This window comes from Citrobacter sp. wls710 (assembly GCF_005281115.1).
GTDB lineage: Bacteria > Pseudomonadota > Gammaproteobacteria > Enterobacterales > Enterobacteriaceae > Citrobacter > Citrobacter werkmanii.
Genome location: NZ_SZXD01000058.1, coordinates 104,696 through 129,616 on the forward strand (window position 1 = coordinate 104,696; position 24,921 = coordinate 129,616).

A 24,921-nucleotide genomic window follows, 5' to 3' on the forward strand; every position below is an offset into this window, starting at 1 on the left:
TTGGATGCACTAAAAATGGTAAGGACCGCACAATTTTATCTTTGCGCTCAACATAAAAAATGCTGAACGCAGAGAGAGTTAACCCAGACAGGAGGTTCAGGCAGTTTTGCGTGCCAGCATAGTGGCAAAGCGCAGTTTAATGCGATTACCGTTTTCATCCGTACGATGAAGTTCACCCACGTCTTCGTTGTATTTCAGCAGATCCCACCCGCTGTAATAGTTGCGTAATTCACCCGCTTTAAAGGCAAACGGAAAACCAACAGTGCACGGGAAATCATCAGTGTCCATTGCCGCAACGATTAAATTATATCCGCCTGGCTTCGTGCAGCGCTGCATATTCTCTATCAGTCCTGGGATAGTTTTAGCCTCAAGGAACATCAGCACAACGGTAGAAAGAATAAAATCATATTCGCCATCAAAGCGTAAGGCGTTAAGATCTGCGACCTGCGCATGCAGGTTGGTCAGTCCTTCCGCCGCTTTAATACGCTCAAGGTTCGCTATGCTCATGGGGTTTTTATCCCATGCGGTAACGTCATAGCCGTTTGCCGCAAGGTACAGACTGTTACGACCATTACCGCAGCCCAGATCTAATGTTTTACCTAGCGCGACCACTTTTGCCGCTTCAACAACATCGGAATGCGTACGGGTTAAATCGTATTTCTCAGTAAAGTAGTTTTCGTCGCAATGAGTCATCATTTATCCTCAGATTTCAGTAATGCAGCACGTTCTGTGCGGATAAGCAGCTTTCCCTGCATCAGCAAAGCAAGCGTACGTATCAGTAATAATGCAATGATAAAATTGGTAAAAATAAACAGTGGGATAGACAGCGTATGAAAAAATCCTGATTCGCTGCCGTGTCCGAGATGCAGGCCCGTCGTCGCCAGGGCCGACACGCCAAACGAGAAGCTCCAGAACGAGGCATTAAATGGTTGAGACAGATACCATGGCATGAGACGTAGCATAAACAGAAGCTGCAGCAGACCATAGCCGAACAGCATTTTGGCTAACGTATCACCCTCTCCGCCGTTGACGCTAAGCCAGGCGCTACAGGCGACCAGCGCGGGCGCCAGTTGAATGCCAAGCGAAGTCCGTAAGACCGATGGCAGCTCCCCGCAGCTACGTAAACGTTGCAGGATCACCGGTTCCAGGCTGAGCCAGGAAAAAACCCCGGCCCCCAAAAACACCAATCCGGCATCATTGAAACCAAGTGCACCACAGGCCATTGCGCTGATAAAGTTATTGGCGACGGTCGGCAGATACAGACCCGGCGTGGTGGCCTCCTCTGGATGCGCTCCACGCCATAATCCTGCCGTTTGCCAGGCCGCGTACGCCAGTTGTATCACCACGCCAATGCCGAATAACCCGATCGCCAGCGGTCGATACCAGGGAACAAAACCAATTGCTACCAGCATGGTTGTGGCCGGAAACAGACTGACAAAGCTACTCATCACCGGGTGACGAATTTCAGCCAGTACGCTGTGCGGGAAGTGCAGCAAGCGATACATAAAAGCCAGCGTCAGCAGCCCCCAAATGACCATTGCCAGGATCACTAACCCATCGCCAATCCAGTGGCTCACCGGCCATATCTGGCTGGCATAACGCCAGGCGAATCCCATCCCGATTGTCCCCAGTACCATGCCAAAATAACCGGCCGGAAGATTGAGAACCCGTTCACTCTGTTTGCTCTTACTCATTTTGTTTATTTTTTAAAGTATATTTGAAATGCATTTTATGGAATTTCAGTTGGTTTAGCCAGTGCGGAAAACTTTGCTACGTTTAACTAAGGTGCGCAACATGGAAATGAGCAATGACCAAATATCGACTCAGCGATGAGCTTCGCTCCTTTAGTTACCAGGATAATGGCAATAAAAAAAGCGTATTACTACGCCAAATCATTGCCCTCATTGATTTTAATGATGTTACCGCCGGTACGCCTGGCGGCTGGATTGATGATGAAAGCGTCTTGTCGCAAAGCGGTGATTGCTGGATTTACGATGAGAATGCGCTCGCATTTTCCGGCGCATCGATAACCGGAAACGCCCGGGTTACTCAGGCAAGCGTAGTCAGAGATGGCGCGCAAATAGGCGATGCCGTGTGGATTGACCGGGCAGAAATCAGCCATCACGCACAAATACGTGACAACGTCACGATTCAGAATTCTGTTATTCGCGGCGAGTGCCTTCTGCACGGTAATGCACGCGTTGTATGTGGGTCCGAAATCATTGCCGCCAGGGGACTCACTCTTGAAAACGACCAGTTGCTGCAGATTTATGATCGGGCGACCGTCAGCCACTCACGCATAGTGCATCAGGCGCAGATCTATGGCGATGCGAATATCAACTATGCCTTTATTGAGCATCGGGCGGAAGTTTTTGATTTCGCCCAGGTGGAAGGTAATGAAGAGAATAATGTCTGGATTTGCGATTGCGCCAAAGTCTACGGACATGCGCGCGTCATCGCCGGAACCGATGAAGATGCGATTCCTACCCTGCGCTACAGCTCACAGGTGGCGGAACACGCGGTAGTCGAGGGTAACTGCGTGCTGAAGCACCATGTGTTGGTCGGGGGACATGCTACATTACGCGGCGGACCAATCCAGCTAGACGATCATATCCTGGTTGAAGGTCACGCCTGCGTTCTTGGAGAAGTGTTAGTCGAGAATCACATTGAGATAACCGGCCAGGCGCACATTGAAGCGTTTGATGGCGATGCTATTCATCTGCGCGGGCCGAAGGTGATCAACGCTGAGCAACGCATTACGCGCACACCTATCGCAGGCTTATTCTGAGGGACCATCAATGATGCGGGCATAGAGATTCACATCATGGTAATCACCATTGAGGAACTCCGCTTGACGTAAACATCCTTCCAGTTGGAAGCCATTGCGCAATGCCACCTGGTTGCTCTCAACGTTCTCTACGCGGCATTTAATCACAAAACGGCGAATTTCCTGGCGCTGCGCATAATGATGAATCAATGCCTGCAGCGCCTGGGACATAATGCCCTTACCCTGCTGAGCTTCATCCAGCCAGTAACCAATATAGGCCGCTTTGTTCTGTGGCTCTATCTGGTTAAACGCGATGACACCTACCACATTCTGTTGTGCAAAAATCAGGAACATTTTGGCGTAACCGCGCTGATGCAACATCATGTTGCCCTGCACATTCTTGCGGGTGTCCTCCTCTGACGTCACAAACTGCGGCCAGTTCAGCGACTGCTGGAGCCAGGTTTTATTCTTGAGCACCAATTGATGCAGAGGGGTGACGTGTTGTTCTTCTACGGCACGCAGTTCCAGCGTGTCACTAATGGTTATCACTTCTGGCATTTTCTTTCCGTTACGCTCGTTAAGCAGCTAATTCTGCTCACAATAAAACAGGAAGGGCTTCCCTTTTGGAAGCCCTTTTACACAGCAAGCGCTGTTTTACTTAGCTCTCACCGACACTCTCTTTTTGCAAAATTTTGAGCAGATCTTCCTTCAGGTGGAGTTTCTGTTTCTTAAGGCGAACAATGTCCAAACTATACCCCCGACCATCCGAACCTTCCAGTCTGGAGATCTCATGATCAAGGCTGTTGTGTTTTTCGAATAAGGACAGAAAGCGAGGGTTCTCGGTTTTCAGTCGGGAAATAAGGTCTCTGTATTCTGGAAACATACTTTCTCCCTGTTAGTGGACAAGAACGTGTATAAGAAATACACAGCCCCAGAGTACCCATTTGCCATACAGAAAAATGCGAACAGGATCGAGTAAATAGCGTACAGACTATTTTCAGAAAGATTGCAGATATGGCTCTCCACCTGGAGAGCCATTGCGGTCGTGATTAACGCATCTCACGGTCGTCAACGTACTGACGTTTATCCGGCGCTGGCGGGAAGTACTGATACAGCCAGGTTTCGCTGATGGCGTCGCCCTGGCAACGCAGGAACATACGCATATCTACCGGGTCGGTTGAGTCAGACGTCGGATACCAGTCAAACTGGATACGGTAGCCGTCGATAGGCTCCACGTAGAGGATCTCAATCTGTTTCGCTTCACCGCTGGAGAGCGTAATCACCGGTTCAATGCCTTTCGGCGCAGCGGCTTTCAGATCGCCACCGACGAAGTCCACGGCAAAACGGCGCGCCCATTTCTCCGGGTAGTGCTCGCCCGGCGCCCATCCTTCCGGGAAGCCGCCCATGCCGGTACGGGTCGCCATCACGCGAGCTAACGGCGAACGTACCGGCGGCTGCGCGCTCCAGTACAGACGATATTTAAATTCCAGCTCATCGCCGGCTTTAATCGACTTCTCCGGCTGCCAGAAGCAGACAACGTTATCCAGCGTTTCGCCCGTCGTCGGGATCTCCATCAGGCCGATGGTCCCCTTGCCCCACTGGTTACGCGGCTCGACCCACAGGCTAGGACGCTTGTTATACCAGCCCATGATGTCCTGGTAATGAGAGAAGTCGCGATCGAGCTGCAGTAAACCAAACCCTTTCGGGTTGTTATCGGTATAGGCATTGAACTGCAGTTTTTGCGGGTTATTCAGCGGACGGCAGATCCACTCGCCGTTGCCCCGCCACATCGCCAGACGATCGGAGTCATGAATTTGTGGGTGAATGGTGTCACACATCCGGCGTTCATTGTTACCACAGCTGAACATGCTGGTCATCGGCGCAATGCCGAGCTGTTTAATGTCTTTACGCGCGTAGATATGGTTTTGTACATCCATGATCACCTGCGTTTTCTCGCAGTGGATCGTGAACTTAAAGGCGCCTGTTACGCTTGGGCTATCAAGTAGCGCATACACGGTAAAGGAGGTCGCTCCCGGTTTGACCGTTTCGAACCAGAAAGCGGTGAAATCAGGAAACTCTTCTTTGCTGTCGGTATAGGTATCTACCGCCAGACCACGCGCCGATAAACCGTACTGGTAGGTGTCATCCACTGCGCGGAAGTAGCTGGCGCCGAGGAAAGAAACCACATCACGACGGGCCAGTTCTGGCGCTTTAAACACGCGGAAACCCGCGAATCCGAGGTCAGTTTGCCCTTCCAGTTGTTTGGTATCCACACCCGCGTCGTTGTACTTAAACAGCTCCGGACGGAAGTGGATTTCACGCGCCATATGCGTACTGTCATCGACCGAGAACATGCGAACCCGGCGGCGGAATCCCATTCCCACATGGAAGAACTGCGCATCAAGCTGACGATTTTCAACATTGTTCCACAGAGACTGCTCTGCGTCATATTGAATGCTGTTGTAGGCCTGCGGCGTCAATTTCGCCAGCGTGTCGGGTAACGCACGCGGCGCGCCGCCCCAGGGTTTCTGTGCTAAGTCGTGGGCCATCGATTGCAGAACGGAAAAATCAAAACGTACGGTTTTTCCGTCTGCAATGTCAGACTCTGCCGCAAAGGCGGCGCGGGAAAAGAGTGATGCAATACCACTGGTTCCGCACACGGCGGCCATTGCCATTGAACCTTTAATAAATCGTCTGCGATTCATGCCTGAAAGTGAGTCCTTCTGGTCGTGTAAATGGTCCCGCGCCGGTCAAAATCTGCGGCAAGAGAGTGCACATTTCTGACCGCTCACTCTAGACAAAATTCATTAATAATCCAATTGTTGGTCGCCGATTATCTGTACAAAATCGAAAATATTTTATGTCGATGGGAACAGACCGAATCCCGTGTAAATTCCGTTAAAGTAAACCACACCGCCGTTTACTTCTCTCCTCCGCCTCCTGATACAGCATAAACTCGTCATATACCGTGCAACCCAGAGCCTGTTCAAACGCATCGCGGCTGGAATTCCCATGGCTGCGAGCCTGAGTTTCATTACCCAGATTTGACTGGAAAATCCCCGCAGCGCTCACCGGTAAGAAATCTTCGTAGGTGATAGGTTGCGCAACCAGCCAGCCGCGCTCAATAAGCGGTTGCGGGTCGTCATCCGGGCGAATAGCCTGGCGATGCGCTTCGCCTGATGGCGTCAGTCGATAACGAAACCAGGCAAGTCCCTGCTGGCGCAGCAGAAACTCACTGTCCGGGAACGCCTTGAAAACCTCCTGAAGATGTAACTGATGCGTCAGATTATCTTTTCCCGTTCCCGCTTTATTCAGCAGTTCGTCATACAAGGCTCTGCCTTTCGGCGTGAGCGCTACGCCGCGCTGTTCAATCTCACCAAAACGCGCCGTGTGAGTACCGCGCATTTCACCGGCAAACATCACCGGTTCTTCCAGTGCTTTGAAACTGGTCTGACGTAATAAAATCGGCACCTCGCGGCGCGGCGGCCCTTCAATCAATATTTTCGGCTCTATACCGCATTCCGGCATCATGGACTGTACCCGGTCAATATCCAGCGTGCGCGGCGTCAGATGGTTGATGTGACAACCAGGGAAACACACCACATCGGCAATCAACCGGTGTTCGTTGTGTAATGCGTGATAGGTCGCTTCATCTACCGTGGAGTGCTGATGCCAGCGGAAAGTTTCCAGTGCTTCATGGACAAACTCCTGCGCCTGCTCAGGCGTAAAACTGCCCTGCGCATCAAACTCATCCAGCAGTTCATGACAACGACGAGTGAAAATGTCGCGTTTCGCGAGGATCTCCGAAGCCTTTTGCCGCAGCGCTACGTTCTCGATTAATTCGAGCCGTAATAACGATGTGAATACCCGAAACGGGTTGCGCGAAAGCGATGCATCGTCGATGGGCCGAAAAGCCGTGGAATGTACAGGGACGCCGGCCTGAGAGAGGTCATAATAACTCACCGGATACATGCCCATAATGGCAAACATCCGGCGCAGCGTAGAAAGTTCCTGCGCAGTACCCACCCGGATGGCTCCGTGGCGCTCAACGTTTAGCCGGGCCAGTTCATCCGCATTAGCCAGTTTTTCATGCAACGTCGGGTTATTTTCCAGTACCGCCAGATTCACATCAGCGACAAGTTCCAGCAACGTGCCATACTGCGGGACTTCCTGCTGGTACATTGCTGACATTGCCTGCGAAAATTGTTCCCGAATCTCATCTGCCGTGATGGTGTTCGCCATAATGTCATGCCTCCAGTGAATATTACCTGGAGTGTAGAGAACGCTGCAAAGTCCGGTGGGAAGAATTTACAAAGTGTGACCCCGCGTAAATTTCCCACCCTATACAGACGGCGAACAGAACCTACTGGCGTGGTTTTAAATGACTTTCCAGCCAGGGGAGCATCTGTTTTTTACGGCTGAGCATACCTTCCACCTTGCAGGGCTGCGGGATGTCTGAAAGCTCAGAACCGGCAAACCACAGACTGGTGTCGCCCAGATTAATATCGGTGAGCATGAGCACAACCAGCGCGGCATTTTTTTCCTGCGCATAGCGCGCCATTTCCTGGCGTAATTCATCCAGCACTGTATCAACCTGTTGCAGTGCATACAGTTCAAGTTGCGCCACACAGACCTGATGCCCATGGATAGTGAAGGTTTTAATGTCTTTCTGCAGGAGTTCGCGGGCACTCATTCCTTCCACGCTCGTTTTGGCAGACAGCAGGTCACGGCTGAAGGCATCAAGGTCTACACCAGCCTTTTGAGTCAGCGCATCGACCGCCAGGCGATCGTCGGCGGTGGTCGTGGGTGAACGAAGCGTGACAGTGTCACTCAACACGGCACCCAGCAGCAAAACGGCCTCCGCAGGAGATAACTGGCTACGCTCATCTTCCGACATCAGTTGCCATAACAGCGTTGCGCTACTGCCGACAGGCTTCACCCACACTTCTGGCGGCAGACGGGTGACTAATCCCCCAAGTCGGTGATGATCGATAATCCCCACGACGTTACAGTCTGCCAGCGATTGCGGTCCCTGGGCAGGTTCGGTGAAATCAACCAACCAGACGTCACGATCGGTCAATTCAAACGTCAGTCGTTCAGGCAGTGTCAGCCCCGCTTGCGCAAAGATAAATTGCGTTTCGCGGTTAGCTTCCCCCAGACGCCATGCCGTTGCCTGCTGACCGCGTAAGGTAAGCCAACGCGCCGTCATTGCGGCAGTGCAAATGGCATCGCTATCGGGATTATGGTGTCCTACTACATGTATCATTAATCAGTGCCTTGTGAAGATAAAGGGTGCAAAAGCAAACAATATTCAAAGTATAACGACCGGATACATTCCCTTCCATGATCCCACCACCCTGCCTGACTGTACAAAACACAAGCAAAATAAATAAGTTGTAAGTAAAACATGATAAATGTTAATAATATTTTGCTATCAAGTTATCAAAAACAAACAACTTCACTTGTCACCGATACGGCTCTGTTTTTAACATCGCTTATGGAAAAAAATGTTCTGTTCAATCAGCGCATTCGCTTGCGCCACCTGCATACTTTTGTCGCCGTTGCACAACAGGGAACGCTGGGGCGCGCGGCTGAAACCCTTAATCTGAGCCAACCGGCCCTCTCCAAAACACTAAATGAACTGGAGCAGTTGACCGGTACCCGGCTCTTTGAACGCGGTCGCCTTGGCGCGCAGTTAACATTGCCCGGCGAGCAGTTTCTTACCCACGCGGTGAGAGTACTGGACGCGCTCAATACTGCCGGACAGGCGTTAAACCAGCGCGAAGAGTCGCAGACTGACGTCGTACGGATTGGGGCCTTACCCACCGCTGCGTTGGGTATTCTTCCGGCGGTAATCGGTCCGTTCCATAAGCAGCAAATGGAAACGACGCTGCAAGTTGCCACCATGAGTAATCCCATGATTCTGGCCGGTTTAAAATCGGGAGAAATCGATCTCGGTATCGGTCGGATGGCCGATCCGGAATTAATGGTCGGTCTGAATTACGAGCTGTTGTTCCTTGAGTCGCTCAAACTGGTTGTGCGACCTAACCACCCGTTGTTGCAGGAAACCATCACGCTGAGTCGGGTGATGGAATGGCCTGTTGTGGTGTCACCAAAAGGAACGGCTCCTCGTCAGCACGCGGAGACGCTGCTGCAAAGCCAGGGTTGCAAAATGCCGCCGGGCTGCATCGAAACGCTGTCAGCATCGCTTTCCCGCCAGTTGACGGTTGACTACGACTATGTATGGTTTGTGCCGTCAGGCGCGGTCCGGGAAGATTTACGTCAGGCGACGTTGGTATCATTGCCGATTCCCACCCACGGGGCGGGTGAACCTATTGGCATTCTTACCCGTGTAGACGTGCAGCTTTCCTCTGCCGCACAAATCCTCATTGGCGCGATACGCAAAACCATACCGTTTTGATACCAAAAATTAAGGGACCATCTGGTCCCTTATAGCGTGTTAAAACGTTTCCCAGTTATCACCACTGGCCGTTGCTGCCTGCGGACTTGAATGGCTCGACGTTTTGGTACCAGGAGCGCGCTTTATCGCACTTGCGCCCTGCAAGCGGAATGTGCCGACGGCTTCAGTTAAACGTGCGGCCTGTTCTTCCAGCGATGCCGCTGCGGCCGACGCTTCTTCAACCAGAGAGGCGTTTTGCTGCGTCACCTTATCCATCTCCGAAATCGCCTGGCTCACCTGCACAATGCCCCGGCTCTGCTCATCAGAGGCCGCCGCAATTTCCAACATGATGTCGGTCACGCGTTTTACCGCATCGACAATATCCGTCATGGTATTACCCGCCGCGACCACTTCATCGGATCCCTGGTCAATGAGTCGTACCGATTCGCTAATCAAACCCTCAATCTCTTTTGCCGCCTGAGCGCTTCGGCTCGCCAGCGTGCGCACCTCGCTGGCGACCACGGCAAACCCTCGTCCCTGCTCTCCCGCCCGCGCCGCTTCTACCGCCGCGTTCAACGCCAGGATATTCGTCTGGAAAGCAATGCTGTTTATAACGGCTGTGATTTCAGAGATTTTCTTCGAACTACCTGAGATATTGCCCATGGTTTTCACCACGCCAGAAACCATCTGACCGCCACGACTCGCCTTGCCGGAAGCATCTTCCGCCAGCTTGCTCGCATGGTGCGCGTTGTCAGCGTTTTGCTTCACCGTAGCCGTTAGCTCTTCCATACTGGCCGCCGTTTCTTCAATCGCCGCGGCCTGTTGCTCCGTACGTGAGGACAAATCGGTATTCCCTGCAGAAATCTCACTGGTACCGCGATAAATTTCCTCTGCCCCCTGGCGCACCGTACCCACGGTTTTCACCAGCGAATGCTGCATAGTTTGCAGATGACGGCTCAGGCGACCAATTTCACTGCGCCCGGTCGGCTCCTCCGGCATAGTCAGGTCGCCTGCCGAAATTTGCTCGATGCGCAGGGCTGCACGTAACAGAGGATGAATAACGGTGCGGCGCAGAACGATAAACGTCATCACGGTGAGCACCAGCGCGAGGGCAAATGCGCCGAGCATAAACGCCATACCAAGTTGCGTACGTCGGTGCGCCTGCTCGCTGAGGTTATTCGCCCTGGCAGTGCGAATTTCAATGGCTTTCAGCAGCACCTTGTTGTAGGCAGAATCCAGCGGTCTGGCCTGTTCATTTTCGTGGTTGATAATCGCTTCAAACATGCCGTTTTTAGCGTATTTCAGCATTGGCTGTAAACCGTCGGTATAGGCTTTGAAGCTGGCGCTTAATTCGGCGTCTAACGCTTCATCAGCAGACGTTTTCACCGTACGCGACATATAAGCATTGAAGCCGTCCTGCGATTGCTTAATCCGTTTTTCTGCCTCGGCGATATTGGCCTTCATGTCATCCATTTCGGCAATACGACTCGCCGCGCCGGCATGGATCATGTTGATACGTGCGGTGCGTAAGTGGTTAGAGCTGTTAGATAACCCCATCCTGACCTGAATCTCGTCGGTCACATCGCGCTGATCGCGATCGGCCTGCATAAGAAAATAGCTTGCCAGCCCTGAACTTAAGGCGAACAACAGAAGGATGCCACCGAGAATGGAGGAAAACAGCGGAACCAGTCGGATTTGATGCAAAAAACCCAGTTTATGCTGGGCCTGCATCGATGTTGTGTTGTCCATGACCGTCGACTCTCTTGTAGGGTTTATGCGTGAAAACACGCCCGTTAGATAGTCATCGGCAATCCGTGAGGTTTACTTACCGCAAAAAGCGCCGGATTCGTCACACTTTCACAACATAATTCTAAAAAATTCAGGAAAGTGCCAGCGGAGAAATCCGCTGGCCAATGAATCAGTTATCGCCAAAATGGATAACGGTACGGATGGACTTACCCTGATGCATTAAATCGAATGCTTCGTTAATTTGCTCCAGCGGTAAGCGATGAGTGATAAACGGATCCAACTGAATTTTCCCGCTCATCGCTTCTTCGACCATTCCCGGGAGTTGAGTGCGCCCTTTCACGCCACCGAACGCCGAACCGCGCCAGACTCGCCCGGTAACCAGTTGGAACGGACGCGTTTTGATTTCTTGTCCGGCACCTGCCACGCCGATGATGATGCTCTCGCCCCACCCTTTATGGCAGCATTCCAGCGCCGCACGCATCACGTTAACGTTGCCGATACATTCAAAGCTGAAGTCCACACCGCCATCGGTAAGCTCAACAATCACATCCTGAATCGGTTTATCGTAATCATTCGGGTTGATGAAATCAGTCGCGCCCATTTCACCAGCCAGTTTGAATTTCTCCGGATTGGTATCAACGGCCAGAATACGTCCGGCTTTCGCCTGCACCGCGCCCTGAATCACCGCCAGGCCGATGCCGCCAAGACCAAATACGGCCACGGTATCGCCTTCTTTCACTTTCGCAGTGTTATGTACTGCTCCGATCCCGGTAGTGACGCCACAGCCCAGCAGACACACTTTGTCCAGCGGAGCTTGCGGGTTAACCTTCGCCAGTGAGATCTCCGCGCAAACGGTATATTCACTGAAGGTACTGGTGCCCATATAGTGATAAATCGGCTCACCGTTATATGAGAAGCGAGTCGTGCCATCCGGCATCAGGCCCTTGCCCTGGGTGGCGCGTACAGCCTGACACAGGTTGGTTTTCCCCGATTTACAGAACTTACACTCACCGCATTCTGCCGTGTACAGGGGAATGACATGGTCGCCCGCTTTCAGGCTGGTGACGCCTTCGCCCACTTCAACCACAATACCGCCGCCTTCATGGCCAAGCACCGCCGGGAATACCCCTTCCGGATCGTCGCCTGAGAGCGTAAAAGCGTCAGTATGACACACGCCAGTGTGGGTAATTTTAACCAGAACTTCACCTTTCTTTGGCGGTGCGACGTCGATTTCGACAATTTTTAGCGGTTGGCCGGGGCCAAATGCAACTGCTGCACGTGATTTCATTTGTCTCTTCCCATTATTGCGAGGTGATGGTGTTATTTTAGATAAGCGCGAAGAAGATGGCCGATTTCAGCCATACGTACGGCTCGCTGGTCTGGCGTTGTCTCGCCGCTGACCAGTTCGTCTTTCAGGTGGATCTCCACCATTTCGCCCATCAGGCCATTGGATGCGCCGCGTACAGCGGCAATTTGTTGCAGGATCGCAAGGCACGGTTCGCCGGACTCCAGCGCGCGCTCAAGCGCGTCAACCTGACCGCGAATACGACGAACACGGGTGAGGATACGTTTTTTATCTTCAGGTGAATGTGGCATACGCCCTCCAGATACTATAGGGGGGTATACTATCAGAATTTTTATATGATTGTAAAATATAAGATTTATTTAATATCAGTGACTTATGTTAAGCCGCTATCAACCATATGCGGACATACGAAGTCTTTTCTATGCCCCCAAAATCTGCGCCCCGGATTCCTAAAAATGAGGTTAGTCGAAATCACCGTCCCCAAACGAACGTCTGTTACAGCAGCAGTTGTGCCGGTGCTGATAGTAACATTCCCGTTGGCGTCAGGTTTTTTACCGTTTACCGTGAAAGTTAGTGGGTATTCCACGCCGCCGACCACAACAACCAGATCGTTTGCTGTTGTACACTCAAACCACCAGCGTGATTTACCCCCACTCAGGAGTAGAGGCTGGTTAATCGCGACTTAGCAGACAAACGTGGGAAGCATAACACCCACCATAAATAGGAGTTGAAACAACTAGTTACTTTTGTAAAATTAGCAGACACGCCCAGGGAAGGTACAGCAAACACAGAAGCCTCAGTGCTACATGGAACTATATAATAACCATAAAAAATGGCGCGTTAGTTAACGGTTTCCTTCATTAAAGGTGTTGTCATGTCTCAAGAGCCCACTGCAGGCCAATTTTTTTGGGGTATTATTCTTTTTGTTATCACTGCTATTCCTCTTGGATGTATCGGAGTTGCTATGCTGGTGATGGCGCAAGGGATAGAGCGTTGGTCTGGTCTTGTTTTCTTAGCTGTTGCTTTTGGCATTAGCCAGAGTATCTGGAGAAAACTGTCTGGAAAATAACTAAGAAACCACAGATCAAAGCAGGATTATTATCCTGCTTTTTTATTGTGCTATGTATCTGCGAACACGGCGCGGGTGTCCAGTTTGTTAAACCAGAACATGCGGGGGCCGCAACACACGTCCAAAATGGTTTGCTGTAACATCACTCCCCCCTTAATGGCTATACCAGAGGCGTGGCAAGCGTTCTTAAATTTCACCTCACACTTCAGGCGACACACGTTATAAATTGCAGCCAAGTCAGATGGGTCGAATTCATTGTTGATATAATCGTCGAGTGTTTTTCTGGGTGGCATAATTAGCGAAATACTTCTCGCCTCCAGTTCGGTTAGCCCCCGGAACGACCACCAGCTCTTTATCTTTACTACCCGTCATCGATACATTAAGATTTGAATCAACCGGTATTAATACTCACCTCACGCGCAGTAAATCAGTAAAACGCGTCGTATAGCGAGGTGAGAGCATTTCTCGTTTCATTTGCCACGACTGCTCAATCCCCTGTCCGGCAAACCAGATTGTCCCGCGCCCCTTTTTATTCAGCCGATCAATCACCCTCATCAGTTCCGCACTGCCGTGCCGGGGGGCGTTGCCATCAAACAGATTCAGTTGTGCCACGCCAGAACTAAAAAAATCGCCCAACATCACACCCGCTTTTTGATAATGTTGCCCCTCTCGCCAGATAGCGTCCAGGCTGCGCGTTGCCGCACTCATAATTTCCCGTGTGTCCTGGGTCGGGATCAGCAGTTTTACCGACGCGCTGTTAGCGTAATAAGGGTCCTTTAGGGCAAATGGACTGGTTTTGATAAACACAGAGATAAATCGACAGAACTGATGCTCACCGCGCAGCTTTTCCGCCGCACGTGAGGCATAGGTGCAAATTGCTTCACGCATCGCGTTATAGTCCGTGAGTTTTTCACCAAACGATCGTGAGCAGACGATTTCCTGTTTAACCGGCGCAAACTCTTCCAACGCCAGGCACGACTCACCGCGCAATTCCCGTACGGTTCTTTCAAGAACAACGTTGAAGTGTTTGCGAATAAAACGAATGTCGGTATCAGCCAGGTCACGGACGGTTTTAATCCCCATCGCGTCCAGTTTTTTACTGATACGGCGGCCCACGCCCCACACTTCACCAACAGGGAGTGCGGCCATCAGCTTACGCTGGTGCTCAATATTTGATAAATCCACCACTCCGCCGGTTTGTTGCTGCCATCTTTTGGCGGCGTAATTCGCGAGTTTTGCCAGCGTTTTGGTCTGGGCTATGCCAACGCCAACCTGAAGTCGTGTTTTCTGTAGAATTGTGGCCCTTATTTCGAGACCAAAATCCGTCAGATCCCTACAGTTTCTTACTCCCGTCAAATCACAGAAGGCCTCATCAATACTGTACCTTTCCACATGTGGAGAGAGGTCTTCCAGGATAGACATGACCCGGCCGCTCATATCCGCATACAGTTCATAGTTGGAACTAAAACACACCACGCCGTAGCGCCGGAACAGATCTTTCTGTTTGAAGTACGGAGCACCCATTGTCACGCCAAGCGCCCGAGCCTTCGCGCTACAGGCGATAACACAACCGTCGTTATTGGAAAGAACCACAACCGGTTTGCCTTTCAGATCGGGCCTGAATGCCATCTCACAACTGGCGTAAAACGAATTAACATCCACCAGGGCAAACATAATTAGCCAGCCGCCTTAACGATAAACGTCACCACGCCAAAGATATCCAGCGAATCCTCGCTGCTGATTATGATGGGCGTGTAGGCTCTGTTCTCTGGCCTGAGCATCACAATTGGATGCAATTGCAGACGTTTAACAGTGAATTCTCCCTCAATGGCGGCAATCACGATGTCTCCATGAGCCGGGTTTCTGGCGCTGTCGACAATCAGCAAATCACCCTCACCGATCCCCGCCCCGACCATAGAATCACCCGATGATTTAACAAAATAGGTTGCGCTGGGATGCTGTACCAGCAGGTCATTGAGATCGATACCTTTCTCAACGTAGTCCTGCGCTGGAGAAGGAAAACCACAGGGCACAAGGTCGCTGAACAGGGGAAAATTTTTCGTTTGTCGACGTTTTGCAGGCTGGAAAAACAACATAATAATCGGCCTCTCACTTAACTGTATTTATATACAGTAGTTTTAATGAGGACGGCGATCAAGTGACGAAAGTAGCGAACTGGGTGTTGTTTAACCATCTCGTCGGTAAGCTTTTATCGCATCTGGAAAAATAATTTCTGTTTTATTCCGCAGAGGAAGATGTTCATTTAACCGGAACGATAAGGACGAAAGGTATCTCGATTTGAAAGGGGTAAAAAAGCCCCACACTTGCGGGGCGTTACGTCAGGAACGCTTACGCGGCATCATGCGCAGCAGCGTATTATCCTTCCAGAAGTAGTGATGCATCAGGGCAGCCGCGGCATGCAAACCAATAACAAAATAGCCCAGGTTTGCCAGCGTCACGTGCCAGGACTTCAGCATCTCCACGAGGTCAAGGTTGGCTTTTGCCGCATATGGCATGACAATGCCAAATGCAATCCACGGATTCCCCCGGTTGTACATCATCACCAGACCAATAATCGGCAACGCAATAAATAACAGATAGATAACCAGATGCCCCAGATGCGCCATTCCGGTCATCATCGGTTTCGGTTTTGGCACAATCGGCGGCGCCGGATATTTCAGCCTGACCAGCAGACGCGCCACCATCAGCGTTAAAATCGTGATGCCACAGGATACGTGCACCATGTTGAACAAGGGACGATAGCTACGCGGGAAAAACCCGCGAAACTCCATGGCGCTGTAGGCCACAATGACCAACAAAAAAACCAGCCAGTGAATACCAATTTGCAGGCCAGAATACTTATTCCCCATAACACTTCCTGAATAAAAATAATAATGCGTCAACATAACGGGCTTTTGTTAAAAATTCATTAATTTTTGTTCATCCATTATCAGTCAGTTACGTTTAAGCGCAAAAACAGCTATTGCCCCGGATGCCTGACTGGACTATGCCTGGTAGGGAAAATATGTCGTACCGCCTCATCCTGACAGGAGAAAACCATGAGTAAAATTGGCATTAACGGTTTTGGTCGTATCGGTCGTCTGGTATTGCGTCGACTACTGGAGGTCAAAAGCAGCGTGGAGGTCGTCGCCATTAATGACCTGACCTCGCCCAAAATTCTCGCCTATCTGTTAAAACACGACTCAAATTACGGTCCATTTCCCTGGAGTATCGACTTTACCGAAGACGCGCTGATTGTCGACGGTAAAAAAATCGCTGTTTATGCAGAAAAAGAGGCCAAAAATATCCCGTGGAAAACCACCGGCGCAGAGATCATCATCGAATGTACCGGTTTTTATACCTCAACGGAAAAAGCCAACGCGCACCTGGACGCAGGGGCCAAAAAAGTCCTGATATCCGCCCCTGCCGGGGACATGAAAACCATTGTTTTTAACGTGAACGACGACACGATGGATGCGAACGATCGAATTATCTCTGTCGCATCGTGCACCACTAACTGCCTGGCGCCGATGGCGAAAGCCCTGCATGACAACTTCGGTATTCAACTGGGCACCATGACAACCATCCATGCCTACACGGGGACACAATCGCTGGTAGATGGCCCTCGCGGAAAAGATCTGCGCGCCTCGCGGGCGGCGGCAGAGAACATCATTCCCCATACCACCGGTGCGGCGAAAGCGATTGGCCTGGTGATTCCGGCATTGAGCGGAAAATTAAAAGGCCACGCCCAGCGCGTACCGGTGAAAACCGGATCCGTCACGGAACTGGTATCGGTATTGGGTAAAAAGGTTACCGCTGAAAAGGTTAATGACGCGCTGAAAAAAGCCACGCTGAATAATGAGTCATTTGGCTATACCGACGAGGAGATTGTCTCGTCAGATGTGATTGGCTCACATTTCGGTTCGGTATTTGATGCGACACAAACCGAGATTACCGAAGTGGGCGATCTGCAACTGGTAAAAACCGTCGCCTGGTACGATAACGAGTACGGTTTTGTGACCCAACTTATTCGTACGCTGGATAAATTTATCAAGCTCTGACGTTGTGGCGGAGGTCGAATGAACGGTATAGCCGCCAAAGTGTAAGAATTGCGCCGGGTGACGTACAAACTCACCCGGCTAAAAACTTAGGACTGCAGATAAACCACCTGCGTTTGCAGATATTCGTTCAGACCGTGTTTACCGTCTGCCCCGCCAATCCCGGACTTGCGCCACCCTGCGTGGAAGCCCTGCATTGCCTCGAAGTTTTCACGGTTAATATAGGTTTCGCCAAACTTCAGCCCCTTAATCGCTTTCATCGCCGTGTTCAGATTTTGCGTGTAAATCGATGAGGTCAATCCATAATCGCTGTCGTTGGCCATCGTCAACGCCTCTTCCAGCGTATTAAACGCCACCACAGGCAGCACCGGACCAAATGTCTCCTCGTGCATAATCGCCATCTCCTGGCGCACATCTAACAGTAATGTCGGTGGATAGTAATAGCCTTTGCCTTCTACCGCCTTACCGCCCAGCACCACTCTGGCCCCCTCCTGCACCGCTCGCGTAACTTTCTGCTCTACTCGTTCCAGCGCAGCGGCGTTAATCAACGGTCCCATCGCAATGTCATTGCGCACAGCCGGATTGCCGAACTGTACAGCTTTCATCGCTTCCCCCAGGCGATTAACGAACTGGTCATAAATACCTTTCTGGACGTACACACGTTCGGCACAGTTGCATACCTGTCCGGTATTGATCACCCGTGAGTCAACAATTGCCTTCACGGCCAGTTCAAGGTCAGCATCATCCATCACGATCGCCGGGGCTTTCCCCCCCAGTTCCAGGCAGACTTTAGTGATGTTTTTGGCCGCTGCAGCCATAATTTTCTCGCCCGCGCCAACGCTACCGGTCATGCTGACCATTGCGACTTTCGGGTTTCCGGCCAGTTCCTGGCCGACCGTTTCACCGCGTCCAAGGACCAGATTAAATACCCCGCGCGGCAAGCCGATATCATCAACAATTTTGGCAAAAGCGATGGCATTGTTGGGCGTAAACTCACTCGGTTTAATAACAATGGTATTGCCCGTCAACAGCGCGGGGGCCAGTTTGCGAGCAATCAGGAAGAACGGAAAATTCCACGGTAGAATGCCCGTCGTCACGCCCAGAGCGCGCTTAAACAGCAGGATATTTTCGCCCGGGCGATCGCTTTGCAGGATCTCGCCTTCATAACGACGTGCCCACTCCGCCATGTAATCGATATAATCGGCGGTAAATGCGACTTCAACGTCGGCCAGTTGCTGTATTTTCCCACCTTCAGCCACTATCAATGCGCTGATTTCGCTGGCGCGTTGACGGATACCCGCAGATATTTTGCGTAGCCAGTTCGCCCGTTCAATGGCAGGCAGCGCTTCCCACTCAGGCTGAGCGCGCTGGGCGGCGTCTATCGCTTTATGCGCATCTTCGGCACGTCCATCCGGAATACGTGAGATAACCTCTTCCGTGGCCGGATTGACGACATCAATCCAGGCGTCATCGTGCCAGGTCACAAACTGCCCATCGATATACATAGGATGTTGTACGGGTACTGACATGCGCTTCTCCTGTGATTGATTTGTTTTTAACAAGTAAAACTATTGTTAATTAATATCAATCATGCCTGACGAATTATCACGACAGTGACTGTTCTGTGAGCGGCTTCATAAAAGCGCCTGGCAAAGCGATGATGAAAGGAAAAAACGGGCGGGATTTATGCCCGTTTGCAGCAAAACGCTTACAAACGGGCAGCGGAGATCACAGAGAGCGGCTCTCCAGTAAGTCTGACAACGTGGTATCGCTTTTCAGTTGCTGCCAGGCTGCCTCAACGTTACCTGGAATATCCACATGCACGATAAAATCGCGGCCACAGGGACCATAGCCATTAACATCGTCCCGCAGGCGCGGCAACTCTCCGGTAATGAGCGAAAGATAGCGATCTACCGACCATAGTCCTTCGACCGTTGGCGCAAAGTCCACGCCGTCGCGCTGTTGGACCAACTCCGGGACGAATCCCGGGAAACCCAACCAGCGCGGTGCATGCGGCTCATCGCGGGTTACGCGCTGAAACGTGGCCATCGTGCGGCGTTGCATGGTCGGATCCTGTACCACAATGACGGTATGAATGCTTTCTGTCGCCTGGCTCAGTAACGCACAGCTAAATCGGGCATTCTCACCGCAGTTTGTTGACTGGTCTTCCACCCAAATCTTCTCCCCCGGAATGTGCCAGAACTGGTGAGCGATATCGGCAAGGATCGCCGCTTCTGCACGTCCGGTGGTTCGAATAATATTGTAGCGAGGATGTCGGGCAATCGCGTCATACAGAAAGCGCGTGGAATGGCCGATGCCCCCACTAATCAATAAGGGAACCTGTTGGTCTTTCGCGATCCGACAGGCGGCGTCGATGGTCGGGATCACCGCGTTCCCCGCCAGAATTACGCAATCTGACTGAACCGTGATGCCCCCCGTAAAATCGCTCTGCGCCAGCCATTGCCCTACAGTATTAATCGCCGCCAGCGTGGTCGCGGAAAGCGTCGGAAACTGACTCATATTCATGACTCCTGGTGTTTATTCTTTACCGGGTACAGAGGCCGGATGGCGGCTACGCCGTGTCCGGCCTACAGTCCCGCACCGCGTTATCCCGTGATCTGATCCATCGCCTGCAGAATACGTTTATCTGAAATAGGATACGGCGTACCAAGCTGCTGAGCAAAGTAGCTGACGCGCAGCTCTTCTATCATCCAGCGGATCTCTTTGACGTCGTCATCTTCACGGCGTGCAGGCGGCAGTTTATTGAACCATTGCTGCCAGGCCTGCTGCACACTATCCACTTTCAGCATCTGTGCGCGGTCGCGGTGTGGATCGATGGCCAGTTTTTCCAGACGCTTTTCAATAGCCTGCAAATAGCGCAACGTATCGCCGAGACGTTTGAAACCATTGCCGGTAACAAATCCGCGGTACACAAGCCCGCTCATTTGCGCTTTGATATCTGAAAGCCCTAACGCCATGGTCATATCCACACGCCCTTTCAGACGTTTATTGATATTAAACACCGCGGTCAGGATCTGTTCGACCTGCTTCGCGATATCCACCACCGTATCGTTCAGTTCAGCCCGCACCTTCTCATGCAACGCCGCAAAGCCCTCTTCCGTCCACACGGGACCACCATGGGCGTCGATCAACCGATCCACACCGCAGGAGATACAGTCGTCAATCAAATCCAGCACTTTGCCATACGGGTTAAAATACAGCCCCAGCTTGGCTTTGTTAGGCAACTTCTCGTGTAAGTATTTAATCGGCGAAGGAATATTTAACAGCAACAGGCGGCGTAAACCGCACCACATGGCCTGTTGCTGCTCCAGCGGATTATCAAACAATTTGATGGCAACGCTGTCACGCTCATCGACCAGCGCTGGCCACGCTTTTACCTTATAGTTGCCGCGTTTTTGCTCGTAACTTTCCGGAAGCTGCCCGAAGCTCCAGATATGCAACCCGCTCTGTTCGATACCGTCATCCGCCACCGCGGACAGCGTTTCCTGAACCTTACCCTTCAAGGCGTCTTTCAGATCCTGTAGCGAACGCCCTTCCTGTAGCTTCTTGTTCTTATCATCCACCACCCGGAAGGTAATTTTTAGGTGATCGGGTACCTGATCCCAATGCCAGTCATCGCGGTCAACGGTGACACCGGTCATCCGGCGCAGTTCACGTTCCAGCGCGTCCAGCAGCGGCAGTTCCAGCGGCGTCACGCGGCCTAAAAATGCCTCAGCATAGTTCGGAGCAGGCACAAAATTACGTCGTACCGGTTTCGGCAGCGACTTAATCAGGGCGATCACCAGCTCGCGGCGCAGGCCTGGAATTTGCCATTCAAAACCGCTCTCTTCGATCTGATTGAGCAGTGGGAGCGGAATATGCACGGTCACACCGTCCGCATCGGCTCCCGGTTCGAACTGGTAGCTCAAACGCAGTTTGAGATTGCCCTGGTGCCAGAAGTTCGGATAATCCAGCTTACTGATTTTTTCCGCGCCCTCTTTGATAAGCATGCTCTTTTCAAAGTTGAGCAGGTCCGGGGTCTCGCGGGAGACTTTCTTCCACCAGCTATCGAAGTGGCGGGCAGAAACCACATCATGGCTAATACGCTGGTCGTAAAACTCAAACAGCGTCTCATCATCGACCAGGATGTCGCGACGGCGCGATTTATGTTCTAACTCTTCCACCTCAGCCCGTAGCTTCAGGTTGTCACGGAAGAAAGCATGGCGCGTTTGCCAGTCACCCTCCACCAGCGCATGACGAATGAACAGTTCACGCGACAGCGCCGGATCGATCTGGCTGTAGTTCACCTTACGGGCAGCAACAATCGGTAAGCCGTAGACGGTGACCTTTTCTGTCGCCATTACCGCGCCCTGCGCGCGCTCCCAGTGCGGTTCACTGTATGATCGCTTGATCAGATGCTGCGCAACTGGCTCCACCCACTCGGGATCGATACGCGCGGCAATACGTCCCCACAGGCGGCTGGTTTCCACCAACTCCGCTACCATCGTCCACTTCGGCGGTTTTTTAAATAGACCGGAGCCCGGAAAGATCGAGAAGCGGGCGTTACGCGCACCGGTAAACTCCTGTTTATCGGCATCTTTCATCCCGATATGCGACAGTAAACCGGTCAACAATGCGACGTGGATTTCCCGGTATTCAGCAGGTTCGCTGTTAACCGGGATCCCTAACTCTTTTACCACCTGGCGCAGTTGCGTGTAGATATCCTGCCATTCACGTACGCGCAGATAATTAAGAAAGTCGACTTTACACTGACGGCGGAACTGGTTTGACGACAACGCTTTTTGCTGCTCGCCGAGGTAATTCCATAAGTTCACAAACGCCAGGAAATCAGACTCTTTGTCATGGAAGCGGCGGTGCTTCTCGTCGGAAGCTTGCTGCTTGTCCATTGGGCGCTCGCGCGGATCCTGAATGGACAGCGCCGAGGTGATGATCATTGCCTCACGCACACAGCTATGTTTTTGCGCTTCCAGCACCATACGCGCCAGACGCGGATCCACCGGCAGTTGCGACAGCTGACGGCCCAACGGCGTTAACTTATAAGCGGTTGCCTGTTCGTCGGTGGTTATCGCCCCCAGCTCTTCGAGCAGGCGCACCCCGTCCTGAATATTGCGTTTATCCGGCGCTTCAACAAACGGGAACGCCGCGATATCCCCCAACCCCAGCGCGGTCATCTGCAAAATAACGGACGCCAGGTTGGTACGCAGGATCTCCGGATCGGTAAACTCCGGACGCGACAGGAAGTCGTCCTCAGAATACAGACGAATACAGATCCCTTCTGAAACACGACCGCAGCGGCCTTTACGCTGGTTGGCAGAGGCCTGCGACACCGGTTCAATCGGCAAACGCTGGACTTTAGTACGGTAACTGTAACGACTAATACGCGCAGTGCCCGGGTCAATCACATACTTGATGCCCGGTACGGTCAGCGAGGTTTCCGCCACGTTGGTGGCCAGCACAATACGACGACCGCTGTGTGACTGGAATACACGGTTCTGCTCGCTATTGGAGAGACGCGCATACAGTGGCAGCACTTCGGTGTGACGCAAATCCAGCTTATTCAGGGCATCGGCGGTGTCGCGGATTTCGCGCTCGCCGCTCATGAAGATCAGAATGTCGCCCTGACTTTCACGCCCTAACTCATCTACGGCATCAAAAATTGCCTGTAGCTGATCGCGCTCAGTGTCATCTGCGTCTTCAACAATCGGTCGATAGCGTACTTCCACCGGATAGGTTCGGCCAGAGACTTCGATAATCGGCGCATTGTTGAAATGCTTAGAAAAGCGTTCCGGGTCAATGGTCGCCGAAGTGATGATAATCTTTAGATCCGGACGACGCGGCAGAAGTTCTTTCAGGTAGCCAAGCAGAAAATCAATGTTCAGACTGCGTTCATGCGCTTCATCGATGATGATGGTGTCGTACTGCATTAGCAGCCGATCCTGCTGGATTTCCGCCAGCAAGATCCCATCCGTCATCAGCTTAACCATGGTGTTGTCACTAACATGATCGCTAAAACGGACTTTATAACCGATACAGCCGCCCGGCTCGGTTTGCAGCTCTTCCGCGATACGGTTCGCCACAGTACGCGCCGCCAGACGACGCGGCTGGGTATGGCCGATCAGCCCTTTTACCCCGCGTCCCAGCTCCATACAGATTTTCGGCAACTGGGTGGTTTTACCTGAACCGGTCTCACCAGCCACAATCACCACCTGATGGTCGCGAATGGCTTCCAGAATATCCTGTTTTTTCTGGCTGACGGGCAGGTTTTCCGGGTAGCTGATGACCGGACGCGCCGCTTCACGCAGCACAACTTTACCGGCTGCCTGGTCGATCTCTTTTGCCATCTCCTGGTAAATGGCCTGTTGTGCATCAGGATTTTTAACCTTCTTCACGCCGTGCAAACGGCGCGCAAAACGCTGCCTGTCGCGCAGCATCAGCGAGTCCAGCTGTTGTTGCAGCATGTTGAAGGTTAATTTTGGTTGTTCTGTCATAGCGTTAAAAGGCAGAGTTCTGCCGGGTTAAATCTCTTTTAGATGATAGATATAGAGTACCACATCGGGGCTTTTTATGTGTTGTTCAATAATTTCGAACATAGGATTCGATATATTGCGCTATCACTGCGACAGGATTGTGAATAAAGTGTCAACAAGCAACGGGGCACTACCCCTTCAAACACATAAAAGGAAACACCCATGAGCAAGGTATTAGTTCTTAAATCCAGTATTCTGGCAGGGTACTCTCAGTCTGGTCAGTTGTCTGATTATTTTGTTGAACAGTGGCGTGAAAAGCACTCTGCTGATGAAATCACCGTCCGCGACCTGGCTGCAAATCCTGTTCCGGTGCTGGATGGCGAACTGGTGGGTGCGCTGCGCCCAAGCGATGCGCCGCTGACGCCGCGTCAGCAAGAAGCGCTGGCGCTGTCTGACGAGTTGATCGCTGAACTGAAAGCGCATGATGTGATTGTTATCGCCGCGCCGATGTATAACTTCAACATTCCGACGCAACTCAAAAACTACTTTGACCTGATTGCCCGTGCTGGCGTGACCTTCCGTTATACCGAGAAAGGTCCGGAAGGTCTGGTGACCGGTAAACGCGCAGTGGTGCTGACCAGCCGTGGTGGTATTCATAAAGATACGCCGACTGACCTGATCACACCGTACCTGAACGTGTTCCTGGGCTTTATCGGTATCACCGACGTGAACGTTGTCTTTGCTGAAGGTATCGCTTACGGCCCGGAAGTGGCATCTAAAGCACAGTCCGATGCGAAAGCCGCTATCGACAGCGTGGTTGCTGCCTGATAATTCACCCTCTCACCATCCGGTGGGAGGGATTCTCGGTACCTACTTCTTTGCCCGCACATGTACCTGCTTGCCGTGAATGCGATTAATATCACGCCAGATGGTGGCATATTCCCTGCACTTCGCCAGATTTTCTTCCCAGCAATGAAGTAAAAATTGTTCCGGCTCCGCGACATCCCGGCTTAACAGCTTGAACACCCAACGATTCCAGACATACCACTTGAGAAGCCACATGATTTCACTCCACGACGCGACC

At 51.9% G+C, this 24,921-nt stretch carries 22 protein-coding genes and 1 pseudogene; 5 read left to right on the forward strand and 18 right to left on the reverse strand.

What is annotated here, in order from left to right; translation table 11 throughout:
• Positions 1-96: 96 nt before the first annotated feature.
• Both tehB and tehA read right to left on the reverse strand, forming a co-directional pair.
• Positions 97-693, reverse strand: coding sequence for a tellurite resistance methyltransferase TehB (gene tehB, locus FDX14_RS22020; protein ID WP_137350299.1), 597 nt, complete (start codon positions 691-693; stop codon positions 97-99).
• Positions 693-1,694: a dicarboxylate transporter/tellurite-resistance protein TehA gene (tehA, locus tag FDX14_RS22025; RefSeq protein ID WP_042308256.1), complete on the reverse strand. Its 1,002-nt coding sequence runs from the start codon at positions 1,692-1,694 to the stop codon at positions 693-695. Before tehA ends, tehB begins: the two co-directional genes overlap by 1 nt.
• 113 nt (positions 1,695-1,807) lie before the next feature.
• Here tehA and ydcK point away from each other — a divergent pair, with 113 nt between their 5' ends.
• On the forward strand, positions 1,808-2,788 hold the full coding sequence (gene ydcK / locus FDX14_RS22030) for a YdcK family protein (RefSeq protein ID WP_137350250.1): 981 nt from the start codon (positions 1,808-1,810) through the stop codon (positions 2,786-2,788).
• On the opposite strand, the gene rimL is transcribed toward ydcK, so the two are convergent.
• The 5 genes from rimL to FDX14_RS22055 all read right to left on the reverse strand — a co-directional run bounded on the left by rimL (position 2,780) and on the right by FDX14_RS22055 (position 8,033).
• Complete coding sequence (rimL, locus tag FDX14_RS22035) at positions 2,780-3,325, reverse strand: 50S ribosomal protein L7/L12-serine acetyltransferase (protein ID WP_137350251.1); 546 nt, start codon at positions 3,323-3,325, stop codon at positions 2,780-2,782. The genes ydcK and rimL overlap by 9 nt on opposite strands.
• A 100-nt stretch (positions 3,326-3,425) precedes the next feature.
• On the reverse strand, positions 3,426-3,650 hold the full coding sequence (locus tag FDX14_RS22040) for an HP1242/YdcH family protein (protein WP_006684453.1): 225 nt from the start codon (positions 3,648-3,650) through the stop codon (positions 3,426-3,428).
• Between the two features lie 166 nt (positions 3,651-3,816).
• Complete coding sequence (locus tag FDX14_RS22045; RefSeq protein ID WP_079224079.1) at positions 3,817-5,472, reverse strand: glucan biosynthesis protein D; 1,656 nt, start codon at positions 5,470-5,472, stop codon at positions 3,817-3,819.
• A gap of 193 nt (positions 5,473-5,665) precedes the next feature.
• The gene (gene hglS, locus FDX14_RS22050) at positions 5,666-7,009 is read right to left on the reverse strand and encodes a 2-oxoadipate dioxygenase/decarboxylase HglS (protein WP_137350252.1); all 1,344 of its coding nucleotides are present in this window, start codon (positions 7,007-7,009) and stop codon (positions 5,666-5,668) included.
• Between the two features lie 121 nt (positions 7,010-7,130).
• Complete coding sequence (locus FDX14_RS22055) at positions 7,131-8,033, reverse strand: manganese-dependent inorganic pyrophosphatase (RefSeq protein ID WP_137350253.1); 903 nt, start codon at positions 8,031-8,033, stop codon at positions 7,131-7,133.
• Between the two features lie 231 nt (positions 8,034-8,264).
• Between FDX14_RS22055 and FDX14_RS22060 the strand changes: the two genes are divergently transcribed.
• Complete coding sequence (locus FDX14_RS22060; RefSeq protein ID WP_038640774.1) at positions 8,265-9,188, forward strand: LysR substrate-binding domain-containing protein; 924 nt, start codon at positions 8,265-8,267, stop codon at positions 9,186-9,188.
• A 39-nt stretch (positions 9,189-9,227) separates the two neighbouring features.
• On the opposite strand, the gene FDX14_RS22065 is transcribed toward FDX14_RS22060, so the two are convergent.
• From FDX14_RS22065 to FDX14_RS22075, 3 genes are all read right to left on the reverse strand, one after another.
• On the reverse strand, positions 9,228-10,916 hold the full coding sequence (locus tag FDX14_RS22065) for a methyl-accepting chemotaxis protein (RefSeq protein ID WP_061381287.1): 1,689 nt from the start codon (positions 10,914-10,916) through the stop codon (positions 9,228-9,230).
• Positions 10,917-11,085: 169 nt separating this feature from the next.
• The gene (locus FDX14_RS22070) at positions 11,086-12,204 is read right to left on the reverse strand and encodes an S-(hydroxymethyl)glutathione dehydrogenase/class III alcohol dehydrogenase (protein ID WP_038640779.1); all 1,119 of its coding nucleotides are present in this window, start codon (positions 12,202-12,204) and stop codon (positions 11,086-11,088) included.
• Positions 12,205-12,236: 32 nt separating this feature from the next.
• Entirely contained in the window at positions 12,237-12,512 is a 276-nt protein-coding gene (locus FDX14_RS22075) for a metal/formaldehyde-sensitive transcriptional repressor (RefSeq protein ID WP_003833178.1), read from the reverse strand.
• Positions 12,513-13,096: 584 nt separating this feature from the next.
• On the opposite strand from FDX14_RS22075, the gene FDX14_RS22080 reads away from it, so the two are divergent.
• Positions 13,097-13,291 (forward strand): hypothetical protein, encoded by a 195-nt coding sequence (locus tag FDX14_RS22080; protein WP_042308241.1) that lies wholly within the window; start codon positions 13,097-13,099, stop codon positions 13,289-13,291.
• 56 nt (positions 13,292-13,347) lie between these two features.
• Here the strand turns inward: FDX14_RS22080 and FDX14_RS25550 are convergent.
• The 4 genes and pseudogenes from FDX14_RS25550 to cybB all read right to left on the reverse strand — a co-directional run.
• A pseudogene (locus FDX14_RS25550) lies at positions 13,348-13,434 on the reverse strand (SAM-dependent methyltransferase); the annotation flags it as partial.
• Positions 13,435-13,699: 265 nt separating this feature from the next.
• The gene (locus tag FDX14_RS22090) at positions 13,700-14,965 is read right to left on the reverse strand and encodes a Y-family DNA polymerase (protein WP_137350254.1); all 1,266 of its coding nucleotides are present in this window, start codon (positions 14,963-14,965) and stop codon (positions 13,700-13,702) included.
• Between the two features lie 2 nt (positions 14,966-14,967).
• Positions 14,968-15,387, reverse strand: coding sequence for a translesion error-prone DNA polymerase V autoproteolytic subunit (locus tag FDX14_RS22095; protein WP_137350255.1), 420 nt, complete (start codon positions 15,385-15,387; stop codon positions 14,968-14,970).
• Positions 15,388-15,630: 243 nt separating this feature from the next.
• On the reverse strand, positions 15,631-16,161 hold the full coding sequence (gene cybB / locus FDX14_RS22100) for a cytochrome b561 (protein WP_042308232.1): 531 nt from the start codon (positions 16,159-16,161) through the stop codon (positions 15,631-15,633).
• Between the two features lie 189 nt (positions 16,162-16,350).
• Between cybB and gap the strand changes: the two genes are divergently transcribed.
• Positions 16,351-17,352, forward strand: coding sequence for a type I glyceraldehyde-3-phosphate dehydrogenase (gene gap / locus FDX14_RS22105; RefSeq protein ID WP_137350256.1), 1,002 nt, complete (start codon positions 16,351-16,353; stop codon positions 17,350-17,352).
• A gap of 86 nt (positions 17,353-17,438) precedes the next feature.
• Here gap and aldA read toward each other — a convergent pair whose 3' ends face one another.
• From aldA to hrpA, 3 genes are all read right to left on the reverse strand, one after another.
• Entirely contained in the window at positions 17,439-18,878 is a 1,440-nt protein-coding gene (gene aldA / locus FDX14_RS22110; protein ID WP_137350257.1) for an aldehyde dehydrogenase, read from the reverse strand.
• A gap of 199 nt (positions 18,879-19,077) precedes the next feature.
• The gene (locus FDX14_RS22115; protein ID WP_170973611.1) at positions 19,078-19,875 is read right to left on the reverse strand and encodes a YdcF family protein; all 798 of its coding nucleotides are present in this window, start codon (positions 19,873-19,875) and stop codon (positions 19,078-19,080) included.
• 80 nt (positions 19,876-19,955) lie between these two features.
• Entirely contained in the window at positions 19,956-23,858 is a 3,903-nt protein-coding gene (gene hrpA, locus FDX14_RS22120; RefSeq protein WP_137350259.1) for an ATP-dependent RNA helicase HrpA, read from the reverse strand.
• A gap of 201 nt (positions 23,859-24,059) precedes the next feature.
• Here hrpA and azoR point away from each other — a divergent pair, with 201 nt between their 5' ends.
• Positions 24,060-24,665: an FMN-dependent NADH-azoreductase gene (gene azoR / locus FDX14_RS22125; RefSeq protein WP_006684422.1), complete on the forward strand. Its 606-nt coding sequence runs from the start codon at positions 24,060-24,062 to the stop codon at positions 24,663-24,665.
• Between the two features lie 42 nt (positions 24,666-24,707).
• Here the strand turns inward: azoR and FDX14_RS22130 are convergent, their stop codons facing one another.
• Positions 24,708-24,899 (reverse strand): hypothetical protein, encoded by a 192-nt coding sequence (locus FDX14_RS22130; protein WP_042308220.1) that lies wholly within the window; start codon positions 24,897-24,899, stop codon positions 24,708-24,710.
• Positions 24,900-24,921: the final 22 nt, after the last annotated feature.

Bases quoted from the DNA above. Each gene is read 5' to 3' on its own strand.
- tehB (WP_137350299.1), bottom strand. From the start codon at position 693: ATGACTCATTGCGACGAAAACTACTTTACTGAGAAATACGATTTAACC.
- hglS (WP_137350252.1), bottom strand. From the start codon at position 7,009: ATGGCGAACACCATCACGGCAGATGAGATTCGGGAACAATTTTCGCAG.
- FDX14_RS22060 (WP_038640774.1), top strand. From the start codon at position 8,265: ATGGAAAAAAATGTTCTGTTCAATCAGCGCATTCGCTTGCGCCACCTG.
- FDX14_RS22115 (WP_170973611.1), bottom strand. From the start codon at position 19,875: ATGAATATGAGTCAGTTTCCGACGCTTTCCGCGACCACGCTGGCGGCG.
- FDX14_RS22070 (WP_038640779.1), bottom strand. From the start codon at position 12,204: ATGAAATCACGTGCAGCAGTTGCATTTGGCCCCGGCCAACCGCTAAAA.
- FDX14_RS22080 (WP_042308241.1), top strand. From the start codon at position 13,097: ATGTCTCAAGAGCCCACTGCAGGCCAATTTTTTTGGGGTATTATTCTT.
- hrpA (WP_137350259.1), bottom strand. From the start codon at position 23,858: ATGACAGAACAACCAAAATTAACCTTCAACATGCTGCAACAACAGCTG.
- tehA (WP_042308256.1), bottom strand. From the start codon at position 1,694: ATGAGTAAGAGCAAACAGAGTGAACGGGTTCTCAATCTTCCGGCCGGT.
- FDX14_RS22040 (WP_006684453.1), bottom strand. From the start codon at position 3,650: ATGTTTCCAGAATACAGAGACCTTATTTCCCGACTGAAAACCGAGAAC.
- FDX14_RS22130 (WP_042308220.1), bottom strand. From the start codon at position 24,899: ATGTGGCTTCTCAAGTGGTATGTCTGGAATCGTTGGGTGTTCAAGCTG.
- gap (WP_137350256.1), top strand. From the start codon at position 16,351: ATGAGTAAAATTGGCATTAACGGTTTTGGTCGTATCGGTCGTCTGGTA.
- FDX14_RS22065 (WP_061381287.1), bottom strand. From the start codon at position 10,916: ATGGACAACACAACATCGATGCAGGCCCAGCATAAACTGGGTTTTTTG.
- FDX14_RS22095 (WP_137350255.1), bottom strand. From the start codon at position 15,387: ATGTTGTTTTTCCAGCCTGCAAAACGTCGACAAACGAAAAATTTTCCC.
- FDX14_RS22075 (WP_003833178.1), bottom strand. From the start codon at position 12,512: ATGCCACATTCACCTGAAGATAAAAAACGTATCCTCACCCGTGTTCGT.
- azoR (WP_006684422.1), top strand. From the start codon at position 24,060: ATGAGCAAGGTATTAGTTCTTAAATCCAGTATTCTGGCAGGGTACTCT.
- FDX14_RS22045 (WP_079224079.1), bottom strand. From the start codon at position 5,472: ATGAATCGCAGACGATTTATTAAAGGTTCAATGGCAATGGCCGCCGTG.
- rimL (WP_137350251.1), bottom strand. From the start codon at position 3,325: ATGCCAGAAGTGATAACCATTAGTGACACGCTGGAACTGCGTGCCGTA.
- FDX14_RS22055 (WP_137350253.1), bottom strand. From the start codon at position 8,033: ATGATACATGTAGTAGGACACCATAATCCCGATAGCGATGCCATTTGC.
- FDX14_RS22090 (WP_137350254.1), bottom strand. From the start codon at position 14,965: ATGTTTGCCCTGGTGGATGTTAATTCGTTTTACGCCAGTTGTGAGATG.
- cybB (WP_042308232.1), bottom strand. From the start codon at position 16,161: ATGGGGAATAAGTATTCTGGCCTGCAAATTGGTATTCACTGGCTGGTT.
- aldA (WP_137350257.1), bottom strand. From the start codon at position 18,878: ATGTCAGTACCCGTACAACATCCTATGTATATCGATGGGCAGTTTGTG.
- ydcK (WP_137350250.1), top strand. From the start codon at position 1,808: ATGACCAAATATCGACTCAGCGATGAGCTTCGCTCCTTTAGTTACCAG.